Source organism: Sporomusa sp. KB1 (assembly GCF_007830295.1).
Taxonomy (GTDB): domain Bacteria; phylum Bacillota; class Negativicutes; order Sporomusales; family Sporomusaceae; genus Sporomusa.
Map to the genome: position 1 here is coordinate 4,003,068 of NZ_VLKC01000002.1, position 12,796 is coordinate 4,015,863.

Sequence of the window (12,796 nt, forward strand, 5' to 3'; positions counted from 1 at the left end):
GATTTAAAAGAAGCATGAATATCCAATAAATTAGCAATATGCTTCGGCGACAAACCGTAAGTGATAACTAAACGGCTTTTCCGGCTTCGTATGCTCTTAATAGGAGATCTTTATTATTTGCTGCGGTGCTGGGATCGCTGCCGCCCGTTAGTAAAATGGTATCAACAACATTTAGGCCAAGCATTTTAAGCACTGCTTCATTGCTTTGAAAGGATGCCTTAAAAGCTTCTGGGGTTGGGTTTCCCTGGGAGTATACCATGATCGTGCTTTTAGTGGGATACCTAAGCTTGAAATTTTCGTCGAACAATCCACAGAGTCTATCCCATAGCAGTTTCATTTGAGCAGTGATCTGCCAAACGTAGACAGGTGAGCCGAAAACCACGACGTCAGCCTCGATAATATGTTCAAAGATATTTTGGAAATCGTCTTGCAAGGTACAGTAACCAGTTTTACGGCAAACAAGGCATCCCTGACAGGGTTTAATTTTCGCATCATATAGGTTAAAAAGAGTTGTTTTCGTACCAGCATCTTGTGCTCCCCGAATGACTTCGTCAACAAGGGTCGCCGTGTTGCCATTTTTTCGTGGACTTCCTACAAAAGCGACTAATTTTTTCATCCTCGTAATTCCCCCTTAAAATTAATAGTTTATAGATTAATAGTTTATAGAGTATAACCTGTTTTAGTAGGTGCTATGTTTCTGTTTTGTTCTTAATATTTAAAGATTTTTTTGATCTGCAATAATTTGTTTAGCTTCCCTAAGATCAATTTTTGCCTTATGTCCATGTTTTTGTAATAAATGCAGCAAATTGCTCCCGTCAAGCAGAGTTATTGGCTTGTCTTTCGAAAAATTATAGGCATCTGGCCCATAATCTGCAGTAGAAACAAGAATGCCTTTAATTGCCCCTTCATTAACAACGGTGCCATACAAATCACGGACAGCAGAAAGTCCGACTGTGTTTGTGTATCTTTTTGCTTGAATAACAATTTTTCCTCCACGAATTGGGTCAGGATCAAAAACCACTGCATCTACGCCGCCATCTTTACTTGCTTGTGTTATTTTTACTTCTCCACCGGAAACACTGAATTCTTTTTCAAACAATTCCCTGATTAAATGTTCAAAATCTTGCCAGTCCATTGCCGCTAGATTGGTTGTATCGTCAAGTGTGTCCGCTACATCATAAGATGAAATAAATCTTGAGTCTTCACGATTTATCCGTAAAATTGGGGCTATTGGAGAGAGGCTATGCAATTTACTACTTCCAATACCTTTTAGTTTTTTGAAACATATTTTAGGGTCGACCAATTCCAAGTTTATACCGGCAAATTCGTCCCTATTAGCTTGTATAGATAAAACGCAAGCCTTTACATCATTGCCGGTAGCTCTATCAACCGAGTTAACCCATCCATTGAATGCAATGGATAGAATATATTTTGATTTGTCGGCTGAATAAATTCCAAAAATTGTTCTAAGGGTTATTTTGTATAAAACTTCGTCATATATTTTTGCAATAGCAGACTCGGAAAGATGAGTTTCTTTAAATTCATCTTTAGATTGAATATACTTTACTTCTTTTAAGGTTGGCAGATGATTTGGAGCAGGAAGGATATAATCAATAACTAGCATCTTTGTAGCGAGATTATATTCATAATCATATTCTTGAGGAAAAGAATCAGGATAATCGGATTCAGATAGCACAATGTCAATTAAATCATTAACGCCTGACTCAAGTCCTTGAACATAGGTGTTTTTACGTTGATCCACATCGGCATTGAATTTGCTTTGGGTATTGTCATAATCCTCTTTTTGTTTATTCCAGGATTCTATTTGCCGATTATATTTAGCTTCGCATTCTATAAGTTCTTTTTGGTATTGATCTTCTTTTTCCTGGTTTCGTTTTTCAATAGATTCTTTTAGATTTTTCCATGTTTCGTGTTCTGTTTCATATAATAATTTTGCGGCATCTTCTTTTTCTTTTCGTCTTTTAGAAAATATTTGATCAATAAATCCTAATCTCGGAGTATATTTCGCATCACTTGGCATTGGTTCAGGATCATAAGATTCTTTTTCTTCCAGTGTAGGCATAACCTTTTTGGGTAAATCTACAGAGAATGAAGAATGATTCTTAAATTTGTCCCAATAAACAGTAGGGGGATTTTCTAAGCATGACAATAGAAGATTGTCCAACTTTTTTAGGCTTTCTTCAGCATCCAAAGTAAGGTCGATAGCATTCTGTTTTTTATCTGCTATTTCTTGCGCAGCTCTACGACGGTCATTATCTAACGCTATACGATCAAGTTTCTTTTGCCACATTTCTTCCCAAGCAGCCATTTGGACAGCAGCTTTTTGCTCCACGACATACTTGTCGGCCCCTTTTATTTCTCTATACTTATTGAGCCCAGCGTGACGAACTTCAATTCTCCAAGTTTGGTTTGCCATAAGTACATCTCCTCCTTGACATCAAAAACAAATTATTTGTAATATTTTACGGCATAAAAATAAGAACACGACTCCCTTTATTGAAAGTGCCGTGTTTTATGCTGCGTAATAAACCATTATAGGTGAAATTTTATATTCTATTTTGCAGTTCTTTTGCCTATCGCTTCTTAGTCAAGGTCAAAGCAGCTTGCATATTAATTTGTAGTAAGTTTTTGACCTGTTCCGGCTCTAATCCGTAACTTGCTGCTACGCTTACCACATCAGACCAGCGTTCGTCTGAATCTTCTTTGATTCGTAGCATGCGAGAATAGTCAGGTAACCCAGGAGCTTGTTTTACTAAATTGGTTAACACACCTACAATATGATGATTATTAGTAAAGACAATGTCTTCATATTCTGGATTAGCCGAACGCAGCGCATAGTGGCCATTGTCTTTTACAAAAAACTTTAGATTTGCTTCCCAGTCGTAGTTCTCAACAGAAGCTACGACTATTTGATTTATCGGTAAATCACCATTGGGCTTTTTAAACATTGCTAAGTCGCCGCTATGAATACCAACATACATCATGCTATCGCCAACAACATAAGCGCCAAAATCGGCTTTGATGTTGTTGGGAATATCTATATATTCTTCGACATTGCCATCTACTAGAATCGGTAGACCAGCACGAACTTTGGAAGCGTAAATTGGTATTGAGTGGGAGGTTCCACCTGTATTGTCAAGGCCAAGAAGATGGTCGCTGGTACAATTAAATTTTTGTGCTAGTTGCGCAATTATAGTAGCGTGTGGCAATCTTCCGCTTTCCCACTGGGAGACTGTGGATTTTTGCATTTTAAACCATTCACCCACATCTTCTTGATATAATCCGTGATTTTCTCGCAATTTACGTAATCGTTGTCCAAATACAATACTTATATTGGAACTATCCATTGAATCAACCTCCGTTGAGTTTACCTTATCACAATTTGTGAACCATAGAAATATAAGTTCACAAATTAAAAACTATTCTCATAAAAAGTATTGACAGTTCACAAACAATAAACTATACTTTAGTTAACGGAACGTGAACCGTAAGGAGGTGAGAGAATTGAGTATTTTAACTAATCTTGAAATTAAATACAATCTAAAACCAATTGAAATGGCAAAAGAGCTTGGTATTTCTAAAAGTTACTATAGTATGTTACGAAGTGGTGATCGTCCTATATCTAAAAATATAGCCATTCAATTGAAAAATCAGTTTGGCGTAAAATTTGATGATTCTTTATGCCCTGCGGTTCACGTAGGGAAAACTGAAAAATCAGACCAACAACCAACGCTGCCGAGAACTGGGTGAGGGGAGGTGAGGAAATGTCCAGTTACGCAAAGAACCTGCAAAAACTGCAGCAAGCAAACCGAATGATAGCGCTGTATGCCAGTTTTATTCCCCGATCAAGGGACAAATATGAGAGCGCCTATTTTTACCGGCTGCGCTGTAAGTGGCTCCGAAAAGCGGATGCCTTGACAGCCAGGCTCAATGCCATGAAACGTAAAAGGCACGGGAGGAGGGGAGCATGAAGCCAACATTTAAACATCGTCACCAAATGAACAATATCCGCTGGCGGGGTGAGCTTGATACCGAACCATTGGAATGGAGTCCTATACAACGTTGGTTGTTAGTAGTGTTGTTTATTATAGCCTTGATGGTGTGAAAGGATGTGAAAGCAAAATGCCAGCAATTAAAATTACAGCAGCATTGCTTGTTTCAATGTTGCAAGATGCACTTAAGCCAGGCGAGGTACTGATGGTATTGAGTGTGGCCAAAGCGATGGTAGAAAAAAGGCCTGCCGATGTAGGCAGGCAAGCGGGGTGAGAGATTCAAAGAGACTCCCGATTTACAAGTTTATTATCTCATTGAAAGGAGGTAAAGTCGATGCTCGCAGATGCCCGAAATGAGGCTGGTTTGAGCCTAGAATGCGTATCTGAAATAACAAATGTTCCAAGAAAGGCCATATCAAAATATGAGGTTGCTCCAGAGGAGGCACCACCTGAAAGAATCCTGAAATTAGCGGAAGCTTACCATAACAAAGATGTACTGGAATGGTACTGCACAGATGTATGCCCGATAGGTAAGGAGCAACACTGCAAAGTTGTAGTGAATGGCCTAACAAGTGCAGCAATGACATTTTTAACCGAGCTGGATGATGTACAGTCAATACAAAAATTGCTTATGCGGGTTACTTGTGATGGCAAAATTGATGCTTCAGAAATTGAAGATACTGAAAAGTTTATGACTGAAATAGAGCATATTGAAAGAGCCATTCACGCTCTTAAATCTAAGGTTGCGCAAGAAATGGACCGTCTAGAAAAAGAGAAGTCGCCTGTGCACCAACACAGACGAGTCAGTTAACCAGGATAAAGAGCTCGGTACGCTGACCGGGCAGAGGGAGAGGAAATATGCCAAGAAAACCGTTTGAAGCAAAGGTGACTAGGGTATTTGAACCAGATATGGAGGCGCAATTGAAGGGGTTAAAAATTGCTGTTGATTATGCCCGGCGCGTAAAGGCAGGTGTTGTCAGTGCTAACGACACTAAAAAATCCAGTTAGATTTATTGCTGGAAGCCATGAATACACATTAACTGGCAGTAAGGCTGAGATTAATCAACAAGTCAAAGAGATTGTTTTAAGCATAAAAAAAGCTGCTTCCATAGAGAAAGCAGATAAAGAATTTGACTATATCCAGTATACCACGATTCAAGCACAGCCTGCAAGGCTGTTCGATAAGTACAAAGACCGGTTGCAGCACATATTGTTGGGTTATGAATGTGCTGCAGCCCTAGAATGGGACAAGCCCCCCGTGGAAGTGGCAATTCATCGAATAAACCAGTACCGGCAGTATGCGAAAGAGCGCAAGAACCCGTTTTTCCTGGGCGTGGCCCTGTATGGGATGCAGGTGGTTCGCCAGCGCAGGATGGTAGCATGAAAGGAGATGTAAAAACCGTCTTGGATTGCCCGATATGTTCGGCTCGTGGCCGGATACTTGCCCAGAGACGCAGGCTGTTAGTCTGCAAGTGCCCAAAATGCGGTTATGAGTGGAACACGCTGAGAGTCGGGAAAGTTGGAGAATTGGAGTGATTGAGTATGTTCGGCAGAACTGAGCTTTATTTATCGGAAGCAAAGAAATTAGAGTGGTCGTTTCGGCGGCTAGGGGGAAAAATTGTAATTTCAATTACTGCCGATTCTTATACCGAAGAACTGATTTTGGATCAGGACGACTTTGATAAGTTTATTGAGAGTGGGCAGCCTTTGGTTACTCAAAAACTGGAAGGGGTGGCATAGATGAGTGAAGTTACAGTATTAAATCAGAGTGCCGGTAATGGCTCACTAGTAGATATGGCAAGTTTTAGTAGTGCAACTGATATGCAGCGCAATCTTATAGAAATGAAATCGAAGATAGGGGCCGTTCAGCAATTTGTTAAAGAAGTAATGGTCGAGGGCTTGGACTATGGTGTCATTCCTTATACCGAGAATAGGACACTATTTCAACCTGGCGCCGACAAATTAAATGCTTTATATGGATTTGCTCGTTATATCACGGCCAAAGAGGAAAGTAAAGATTTTAAATCTGGTCACTATGACGTTACGGTTAGAATTCAATTGCGACATCGTGACACTGGGCTAGTAGTCGGTGAGGGCGAAGGGTTTTGCGCAACCTACGAATCTAAGTACCGGTATCGCTGGGTATTTGAAAGTGACCTTCCTAAGGGTATAGACAAAGATTCCGTTTTAAGCAAGAACTTTAAAAGTAAGAGATCTGGAAAAGAATACCTGAAATATCGTTTAGAAAATCAGGATTTATTTGATGTTTGGAACACTGTCTTAAAAATGGCCATAAAAAGGGCTTATGTATCAGCAACATTGGCAGCCACTGGCCTGTCCGGTATATTTCAAATGGATGAAGATGAATTTGAGGCCTGGGTGGAAGGTCAGGAAGCAAGCGGTAAGGAGAAGTTGGACAAGCAGCGCAGTGCTCCACAATCCACTGATGAAAAAGCAACATTTGAGCCTCCATCTGGAGATGCAAATAAAATCTCACAAAGTCAGTATGGCAAGATCATGGGCGATGCCAAACGCAAGGGCGTGGATGAAGACAGTATTAAGTCCATCATTCTGTACGTAAAGAAAAAGCCTATTAATGAGTTGAGCAAGGCCGAGGCCAGCGCCGTTATTAAATTTATTGCCGACACAGACGAGGAAGGCCTACAAGAATTGATCCTGCAGGCGGCGGTTCCAGGGGTAGCATCATGAAAGGACGTGGCTATTCCTGGTCAGATCATGAAGTAATAATTTTAAGAAACAATGCTGGAACACTTTCATCTTCTAAAATTGCTGAGTTAATAGGTAGATCAAAACAGGCAGTTCAAATTAAAGCGATTCGCCTTGGGATAAGTCTTGACGGGTACTGCAGGAAAGTTACTTGCATGGATTGCGGGACATTAACTGAAGTTCCTTGGCAGGCCAATGGCGACGTTAGGTGTCCGATATGTCGTGAACGGTACAATCGCGAAGGCAAGAAGATTTACGACCATAATCACAGGGTTGAATATTTTAACAAGAACGCTTATGACAATATGAGACATGACATCATCGAAAGAGATGGTTATAAATGCCGGCTTTGTGGTTCAATAACAAATCTGATTATCCATCACATCAACGAAAAAAGTTACCATAATTCACAAGAGGCAGATAATGACAATCAGAATTTAACTACACTTTGCAATTCATGCCATGCATGGTACCACGCAACAAAATCCTCAAGACAAAAGAAAGTGGTGAGTTAATATGCTTCGTATTGCACATTTAGCAGATATTCACTGGGGCCTGGGTTATGCCGGGCCCACTCCTTCGGCCCGGTTTGAAGACATTTGCCGGGTTATGGATTGGGTGGCTGACCGGATAATCGCGGAAGGTTGCGATTTGGTTATTGTCGCCGGCGACATGTTCCGGAAAGCTGATATTAGCCTGGATAAGGCAAGTCACGAAATTCGGTCAGCGGCTGCTTGGTTGCGGAAACTGACTGCAGCCGGCTTAGAGGTGATGGTTATATCCGGAACGCCTAGTCATGATCCGATTAGCGCCTATGACTTGCTGAAAGATTACCAAATGCCGCATGTCAGCATTATTACTCAGCCAGCGCAGCTTGACATTGATTGTTTTGATGAAGGATTTTCACTAGCGCTGCTGCCGGGTATGGACCGGTCAAACTTTGTTACTGAGGATGATTATCGGGGGCAGTCGGCGCATGTGGTCCATCAGATGATGACGGAGCATATCACAGCAACCTGCCAGAACCTGCTTAATGATTGTAATTACAGCCCAGCTATCCTAGTCGGCCATCTAACCTATGACCTGGCTGACACCGGCTTTGAAGATGTACTGATGCAAAACGAGGCCATTCTCACAACTGAAGCTGTGCAAGGATATGACCTAGTTGCCCTGGGGCACATCCACCGGCCACAGCAAAATGGTAATGTATTTTATTCCGGCAGCCCTGAGCGGCTCAGTTTCAACGACGAAAAAGTGGACGCTGGCTTTTGGATTCACGAGCTCAACGAAGGAAAATTCGAATCGCAGTTCATACACACTCCTGCCCGTAAATTTATCACTTTACAGCTTAATGATAACGGAATCGCCGATTTTGTGAACGGAAACATAGATTTTGAGGACGTTTTTGACGATATCAGTAACGCTATCGTCCGAATTCGGTACACCTGCAGCGAGGAACTTAATAGAGCACTGAACCGTAAAACCTTGGAAAAAGCTTTGTACGACGCCGGTGCTTTTTTTGTTACCGAAATTAAGGGGGACATCGCCCGGAGTGACCGGGCCCGGGATGAAGAGGTTACAGAAGCAATTGGTCCGGTTGAGGCGGTCCGGAAGTGGGCTGAAAATCAGGAGATCGACCCGGCAGAGATAAGCGAATTAGCGGCCATGACATCGCAATTGATGGAGGTGGCGTAAATGCCAATGATCAGGGGGGGAAGGAAAGGTAAATCCATTGAAATAGAGGAAGTTCAGGCATCATCAATGATGCTGTTACCGCCAAGGCCGGATGTTTGTCAGGAATGCGCAAGGGATCATGCTCCGGAGCTGCCGCATGATACACAATCTTTATATTATCAAACAAAGTTTTATATGGAGAATGGACGCAGTGCCACATGGACGGATGCTATGGCGCATTGTTCAGATGAAGTTAAGGCTATCTGGACTACTGAACTTAAGAAACTAGGCGTGGAGGTATCGAGATGATCGATTTAAATAAATTGGTTAACCAGAGCCTGGTCAATATTAAGGAAAGCGGCTTTGTACAAGAAACCATACAAAACCGAATCGAGAAAACGATAGAAAGCATTGTTGATGATTTGTTTAGATCATATGGTACTTTCGGAAAGTCATTACAAGCAGAAATTGAGTCTAAGTTGCAGATTAATTTCAAAGAACTTGATATCGCATCTTACAACCATGTTGTGCTCAATGCAGTAAAAGAAAAGCTGGATCAGGCCGTTTATATTCAAGGTGTGGAGCAGATAAAGGCTAGTATGGACAAAATACTGACTGATATAAAACCGGAATATAAACTATCTGAAATAATTGAAGAACTGAAAGAATATGCCGAAGACGATGCGCGTGATAATGATTGGAGAGAAATTAGTTTTTATATCGATCCTGATCGAAGAGTGCTGACGTTTATTTACTTCGACGAAGAGCCAGAAAAAGAAAAATACGGGTGCAAATATCGGTTGTCTATCTGTGAGGATGGCAGATTAAACACAGTCGATATTAGAGATCGCAAGTTTGATAATAGGCTTGTGATGGGCGGACTCCGCGGCGTCGAGGAATTGCTTTTCAAGATCTACGTTCATAAGCCGGTAATAATTATTGACGATAAGCATGTCGACATCGAGTACAGCAATTCTGAGGAGGATTACTAATATGAAGCCTCTAAGAATTGAGATTCACAACCTTGGTGCCATCCCCTACGCGAATATTGACCTGACCAATACCACGCTGGCCGCCATATGTGGAGTAAACGGTGCCGGCAAGAGTACCGCCTTTACAGTAGCGCCCCGGTTTGCACTTTATGGTGCCACTAAGCCAGGCACCAGCATTGATGATATGATTCGCACCGGCGCGACGGAGGCGGCCGTAAATTTTTACTTTGATCATCAAGGCGGCACATATCGCGTCATTCGCACCCGGTCGAAAAAAGGCAAAGGTAAGACTACCTTGGAATTGCAGAAGGCCAAGAATACTCTTCTCCTAGACGGTTCCCTGGATTGGGAATCCCTATCCGGTGCCAGTATCTCCGAAACTCAGAAGAAGATTATTGACCTATTAGGCCTGGATGATGAAACGTTCGTAGCCTCAAGTATGATTCTTCAGGGAGATTCTGGAAATTTTACCAAGCGTCCGGCAGGTCAGCGTAAAGCTATTCTGAGTCAGGTGTTGCAGCTTGATCAATACGAAACACTGCAGGATAAGGCTAAAGCCAAGGCAGGAGAGGTCAATCTAACTTTAGAGAAGTCAAAAGCTAAAGTTGCAGATATCGACACTCGCCTGGCTGAAAAGCCTATCTTAGAGAGTGATAAACTGGCTGCTGAAGTCAAGTTAGCTAAAACTGAAACGGATATACAATCCCTTGAGGAAAATGTCCAGACGCTTCAAGTTGCATACAGCGCCCTGGTCGCTAAGATTCAGCAGGCAGAAGATATTAATCGGCAAGCTAAAGAGAAATGGGCTGATGTCGGCAGCAAAACCTCGGAGCGTGATCGGCAGCAAGGCCGAATGGACAATGCCCAAAAGCTCCTGGACCGTGAAGCAGATATTTTGACCAAAGTGGCTGCATATGACACAACAAAGGATACTGTTACGGCCCTTAGGGTTAAACGTGACCAGCAGGCCGCCTTGAAAAACGAAGCAGACCGGCTGAAAAACGAACAATTGACTGTCGAAGCCGGACTTGCTAAGGTCATTGCGGATATTAACAGGATTGCTGGCCAAATTGCTGACCGGCCCCGCTTGGAAGCAGCCAAAGCGGAATATGACACGGCGGTTGCTCGGCTGCCCGAGTGTCAGAAAGAGCTCGAAGAGGATAAACGGCTTCTTAGTGCCGTTAAAGATTGCCAAGATAAACTGTTTCAAACTGAGGACCGTTATATTGGCCAAGAGCAGATCCATAAACAAAATATTGAGTCGCTGGAAGCCAATACTGCCATGTTAGCTGATGCAAATTGCGTTGACCTAGATAATGCTCAATGCAAATTCTTGGCTAATGCTATCAAAGACAAAGATAAGTTAGTGAATGCCCGGGAGCAGTATAGTGTGTGGAAGGTTAGGGCAGATCAAGAGATTTCTGACCTTCAGACTGCGGTAAAAGCCGCCAAGAATAAACGGGCTGAATATTGGGCCGCTGCCAATATCAACCCTCTCGAACCCCATGAGCTGCAGGAAAAAATTAATCAATTGAAAACGGACGTTGAATTACTGGCTAAACTAGCAGCGATGGAGCCACTACTGGACAATCTGAAGTTACAACGTACGGATCTTGAGACCCGGCAGGCCGATATCAATGTCCGGCTTGAGAATATGAGAAACCAGTATCGGGAACTGTCTGATGGCCTGAAAGAATTGCCGGCAATGGAAATCAAGCTCACGGAGCTTGAACCCTGGCTGAGATCAAAAGAGCAGCTGCCGGCAGCAAAGGAAATTGCTAACACGGCGAGGGAGACTATTGATCGCCTGAAGACTGAAATTAACGATCTTACGATTCAGGTCGTCAACCTAGAAACCGAATATAAAACCCTAATGGGTGACTCTGAAACATTGAAGCAAGATGCTGAGAAACGGCTGAAAGAAGCCCAGGATAGCCTTAAACAGTGCCGGGATGAGCATCTATCCCTAACAGGTCGGTTAGGCGGCATCAGAGCAAAATTGGTGCTGATGGAAGATGACGAAAAGACACGCCAGTCGCTGATGGGTGAAATGGAGCCGCTGGCAAAAGAATTAGTCCGGTGGCAGACGTTGGTTAAGGCCTTCGGTAAGGATGGCATTCCTGCACTCATTATTGAAAACGCGGTACCCGAGTTGGAGCGGATTGCCAATGATATTCTGGGCCAGATGTCCGGCGGCAAAAACTATTTGCGGTTCGAAACACAGCGCGAACTTAAGAGCGGAAAGGGAATGACCGAAACCCTAGATATTATTGTTGGTGATTGGGCCGGTGAACGGATTTATGAGACCTTCTCAGGCGGCGAGCAGCTGCGTATTGACTTTGCGATTCGGTTTGCACTGGCTGAGTTGCTGGCCAGGAGGGCCGGTTCTAAGATCGATTGGATTGTTGTGGACGAGGGCATAGGATCACAAGATGCTCATCACCGTGAATTGGTACTTCAGGCGATCAAAGGGGTTTCTGACCGGTTTAGTATGATTCTAGTCATCACTCATATTGAGGAAGCTCAAAAGTTCTTTGAGCAAACCATTCACTTTGACGTATCGGGTGAAGATGAGCGAATAATTCAGGTGGCGTGATGCCATGGCAATCGATTGGTCAAATCTCGAAAAAGATTACCTTGAGTTAGGTTCTCAGGCTGCCGTCGCAAGAAAGTATGGATGTAGCTCTACCCGCGTCAAGCAAACAATGAAAAAACTAGGCATCAAAGCTCATTATGATAAGCATGGCAGTAATAACCCCAAATGGCGTGGTGGTAGGCGTAAAGATAGCGACGGGTATATCCAAGCCTATTGCCCTAACCACCCTAATCGGACTGTCCGAAATGAAGTTCCAGAACATCGGTTGGTTATGGAGCAAATACTGGGCAGGTATTTGCTTCCTCATGAAATCGTCCATCACAAAAATGAAGTAAAGGACGATAATGATCCCGATAACTTGGAGCTTGTCATCGATACTGGTACCCATGTTTATAAAAATCATCGAAAATACCGGGATGTCTGGGGAAGGTTTTATCCTACTCAAGAACAGTGTGATGATGCAAATATAAAAATTGCGGCTATGAAAAGAATGCCAACGGAAAGGCAACAACAGATTCTTAATTTTTTGGCTGATGGATTAACCTATGATGAAATCTCTCAAAAACTTGGTTTGTCGGTTTTTACAATCAAATGGCATTACTTCCGAATGAAAAGTAAGGGCTTACTAGCCTAAAAATTGGAGGTGCAAGAAGCGTGAGAAATTACGACTCGTTAAATAAATGCAGTAATTGTGGTAAGGAAGTCGCCCAAGGAGAACAGTATCGATTGTTTTCCGTGGATGAAAGCAAACTTCAATCAGAGGGCATTGCATTTGCCAAGTGCCAAGAGTGTGG

General features: G+C 42.7%; 18 protein-coding genes. 15 read left to right on the plus strand and 3 right to left on the minus strand.

Annotated elements, in window-relative coordinates; all coding sequences use genetic code 11:
• Nucleotides 1-67: 67 nt before the first annotated feature.
• The 3 genes from SALPA_RS22330 to SALPA_RS22340 all read right to left on the minus strand — a co-directional run bounded on the left by SALPA_RS22330 (nucleotide 68) and on the right by SALPA_RS22340 (nucleotide 3,368).
• Nucleotides 68-616 carry a flavodoxin family protein gene (locus tag SALPA_RS22330; RefSeq protein WP_145099154.1) on the minus strand — a complete coding sequence of 183 codons (549 nt, stop codon included), beginning with the start codon at nucleotides 614-616 and terminating at the stop codon, nucleotides 68-70.
• 99 nt (nucleotides 617-715) lie between these two features.
• Nucleotides 716-2,437 carry a restriction endonuclease gene (locus tag SALPA_RS22335; RefSeq protein WP_145099157.1) on the minus strand — a complete coding sequence of 574 codons (1,722 nt, stop codon included), beginning with the start codon at nucleotides 2,435-2,437 and terminating at the stop codon, nucleotides 716-718.
• 157 nt (nucleotides 2,438-2,594) lie between these two features.
• The gene (locus tag SALPA_RS22340) at nucleotides 2,595-3,368 is read right to left on the minus strand and encodes a LexA family transcriptional regulator (protein WP_145099160.1); all 774 of its coding nucleotides are present in this window, start codon (nucleotides 3,366-3,368) and stop codon (nucleotides 2,595-2,597) included.
• Between the two features lie 157 nt (nucleotides 3,369-3,525).
• On the opposite strand from SALPA_RS22340, the gene SALPA_RS22345 reads away from it, so the two are divergent.
• From SALPA_RS22345 to SALPA_RS29235, 15 genes are all read left to right on the plus strand, one after another.
• Nucleotides 3,526-3,771, plus strand: a complete 246-nt coding sequence (locus SALPA_RS22345; RefSeq protein ID WP_145099163.1) for a helix-turn-helix transcriptional regulator — start codon at nucleotides 3,526-3,528, stop codon at nucleotides 3,769-3,771.
• Between the two features lie 14 nt (nucleotides 3,772-3,785).
• Complete coding sequence (locus tag SALPA_RS22350) at nucleotides 3,786-3,992, plus strand: hypothetical protein (protein ID WP_145099166.1); 207 nt, start codon at nucleotides 3,786-3,788, stop codon at nucleotides 3,990-3,992.
• The gene (locus tag SALPA_RS29220; RefSeq protein WP_186451183.1) at nucleotides 3,989-4,126 is read left to right on the plus strand and encodes a hypothetical protein; all 138 of its coding nucleotides are present in this window, start codon (nucleotides 3,989-3,991) and stop codon (nucleotides 4,124-4,126) included. Before SALPA_RS22350 ends, SALPA_RS29220 begins: the two co-directional genes overlap by 4 nt.
• Before the next feature lie 17 nt (nucleotides 4,127-4,143).
• Complete coding sequence (locus tag SALPA_RS29225) at nucleotides 4,144-4,287, plus strand: hypothetical protein (RefSeq protein WP_186451184.1); 144 nt, start codon at nucleotides 4,144-4,146, stop codon at nucleotides 4,285-4,287.
• A 60-nt stretch (nucleotides 4,288-4,347) separates the two neighbouring features.
• Nucleotides 4,348-4,824 carry a helix-turn-helix transcriptional regulator gene (locus SALPA_RS22355; RefSeq protein ID WP_145099168.1) on the plus strand — a complete coding sequence of 159 codons (477 nt, stop codon included), beginning with the start codon at nucleotides 4,348-4,350 and terminating at the stop codon, nucleotides 4,822-4,824.
• A gap of 47 nt (nucleotides 4,825-4,871) precedes the next feature.
• Entirely contained in the window at nucleotides 4,872-5,021 is a 150-nt protein-coding gene (locus tag SALPA_RS29230; protein ID WP_186451185.1) for a hypothetical protein, read from the plus strand.
• Nucleotides 4,993-5,397, plus strand: a complete 405-nt coding sequence (locus SALPA_RS22360) for a hypothetical protein (RefSeq protein ID WP_145099172.1) — start codon at nucleotides 4,993-4,995, stop codon at nucleotides 5,395-5,397. Before SALPA_RS29230 ends, SALPA_RS22360 begins: the two co-directional genes overlap by 29 nt.
• Nucleotides 5,398-5,555: 158 nt before the next feature.
• Nucleotides 5,556-5,753, plus strand: coding sequence for a hypothetical protein (locus SALPA_RS22365; protein WP_145099175.1), 198 nt, complete (start codon nucleotides 5,556-5,558; stop codon nucleotides 5,751-5,753).
• The gene (locus SALPA_RS22370) at nucleotides 5,754-6,722 is read left to right on the plus strand and encodes a hypothetical protein (RefSeq protein ID WP_145099178.1); all 969 of its coding nucleotides are present in this window, start codon (nucleotides 5,754-5,756) and stop codon (nucleotides 6,720-6,722) included. It abuts the gene before it with no gap.
• Entirely contained in the window at nucleotides 6,719-7,255 is a 537-nt protein-coding gene (locus tag SALPA_RS22375; protein WP_145099181.1) for an HNH endonuclease, read from the plus strand. Before SALPA_RS22370 ends, SALPA_RS22375 begins: the two co-directional genes overlap by 4 nt.
• Nucleotide 7,256: 1 nt before the next feature.
• Entirely contained in the window at nucleotides 7,257-8,435 is a 1,179-nt protein-coding gene (locus SALPA_RS22380) for a metallophosphoesterase (protein ID WP_145099184.1), read from the plus strand.
• Nucleotides 8,436-8,723 (plus strand): hypothetical protein, encoded by a 288-nt coding sequence (locus SALPA_RS22385; RefSeq protein ID WP_222428090.1) that lies wholly within the window; start codon nucleotides 8,436-8,438, stop codon nucleotides 8,721-8,723.
• Nucleotides 8,720-9,406 carry a hypothetical protein gene (locus tag SALPA_RS22390; RefSeq protein ID WP_145099187.1) on the plus strand — a complete coding sequence of 229 codons (687 nt, stop codon included), beginning with the start codon at nucleotides 8,720-8,722 and terminating at the stop codon, nucleotides 9,404-9,406. The genes SALPA_RS22385 and SALPA_RS22390 overlap by 4 nt, the downstream gene beginning before the upstream one ends.
• A gap of 1 nt (nucleotide 9,407) precedes the next feature.
• The gene (locus tag SALPA_RS22395; RefSeq protein WP_186451186.1) at nucleotides 9,408-12,002 is read left to right on the plus strand and encodes an AAA family ATPase; all 2,595 of its coding nucleotides are present in this window, start codon (nucleotides 9,408-9,410) and stop codon (nucleotides 12,000-12,002) included.
• 4 nt (nucleotides 12,003-12,006) lie between these two features.
• Nucleotides 12,007-12,636 (plus strand): HNH endonuclease, encoded by a 630-nt coding sequence (locus SALPA_RS29235; protein ID WP_186451187.1) that lies wholly within the window; start codon nucleotides 12,007-12,009, stop codon nucleotides 12,634-12,636.
• Nucleotides 12,637-12,796 lie beyond the last annotated feature (160 nt).

What these genes read in the sequence shown, in the direction of transcription:
- SALPA_RS22330 (WP_145099154.1), bottom strand. Translation starts at nt 616, where the DNA reads ATGAAAAAATTAGTCGCTTTTGTAGGAAGTCCACGAAAAAATGGCAAC.
- SALPA_RS22335 (WP_145099157.1), bottom strand. Translation starts at nt 2,437, where the DNA reads ATGGCAAACCAAACTTGGAGAATTGAAGTTCGTCACGCTGGGCTCAAT.
- SALPA_RS22340 (WP_145099160.1), bottom strand. Translation starts at nt 3,368, where the DNA reads ATGGATAGTTCCAATATAAGTATTGTATTTGGACAACGATTACGTAAA.
- SALPA_RS22350 (WP_145099166.1), top strand. Translation starts at nt 3,786, where the DNA reads ATGTCCAGTTACGCAAAGAACCTGCAAAAACTGCAGCAAGCAAACCGA.
- SALPA_RS29220 (WP_186451183.1), top strand. Translation starts at nt 3,989, where the DNA reads ATGAAGCCAACATTTAAACATCGTCACCAAATGAACAATATCCGCTGG.
- SALPA_RS29225 (WP_186451184.1), top strand. Translation starts at nt 4,144, where the DNA reads ATGCCAGCAATTAAAATTACAGCAGCATTGCTTGTTTCAATGTTGCAA.
- SALPA_RS22355 (WP_145099168.1), top strand. Translation starts at nt 4,348, where the DNA reads ATGCTCGCAGATGCCCGAAATGAGGCTGGTTTGAGCCTAGAATGCGTA.
- SALPA_RS29230 (WP_186451185.1), top strand. Translation starts at nt 4,872, where the DNA reads ATGCCAAGAAAACCGTTTGAAGCAAAGGTGACTAGGGTATTTGAACCA.
- SALPA_RS22365 (WP_145099175.1), top strand. Translation starts at nt 5,556, where the DNA reads ATGTTCGGCAGAACTGAGCTTTATTTATCGGAAGCAAAGAAATTAGAG.
- SALPA_RS22370 (WP_145099178.1), top strand. Translation starts at nt 5,754, where the DNA reads ATGAGTGAAGTTACAGTATTAAATCAGAGTGCCGGTAATGGCTCACTA.
- SALPA_RS22375 (WP_145099181.1), top strand. Translation starts at nt 6,719, where the DNA reads ATGAAAGGACGTGGCTATTCCTGGTCAGATCATGAAGTAATAATTTTA.
- SALPA_RS22380 (WP_145099184.1), top strand. Translation starts at nt 7,257, where the DNA reads ATGCTTCGTATTGCACATTTAGCAGATATTCACTGGGGCCTGGGTTAT.
- SALPA_RS22385 (WP_222428090.1), top strand. Translation starts at nt 8,436, where the DNA reads ATGCCAATGATCAGGGGGGGAAGGAAAGGTAAATCCATTGAAATAGAG.
- SALPA_RS22390 (WP_145099187.1), top strand. Translation starts at nt 8,720, where the DNA reads ATGATCGATTTAAATAAATTGGTTAACCAGAGCCTGGTCAATATTAAG.
- SALPA_RS22395 (WP_186451186.1), top strand. Translation starts at nt 9,408, where the DNA reads ATGAAGCCTCTAAGAATTGAGATTCACAACCTTGGTGCCATCCCCTAC.
- SALPA_RS29235 (WP_186451187.1), top strand. Translation starts at nt 12,007, where the DNA reads ATGGCAATCGATTGGTCAAATCTCGAAAAAGATTACCTTGAGTTAGGT.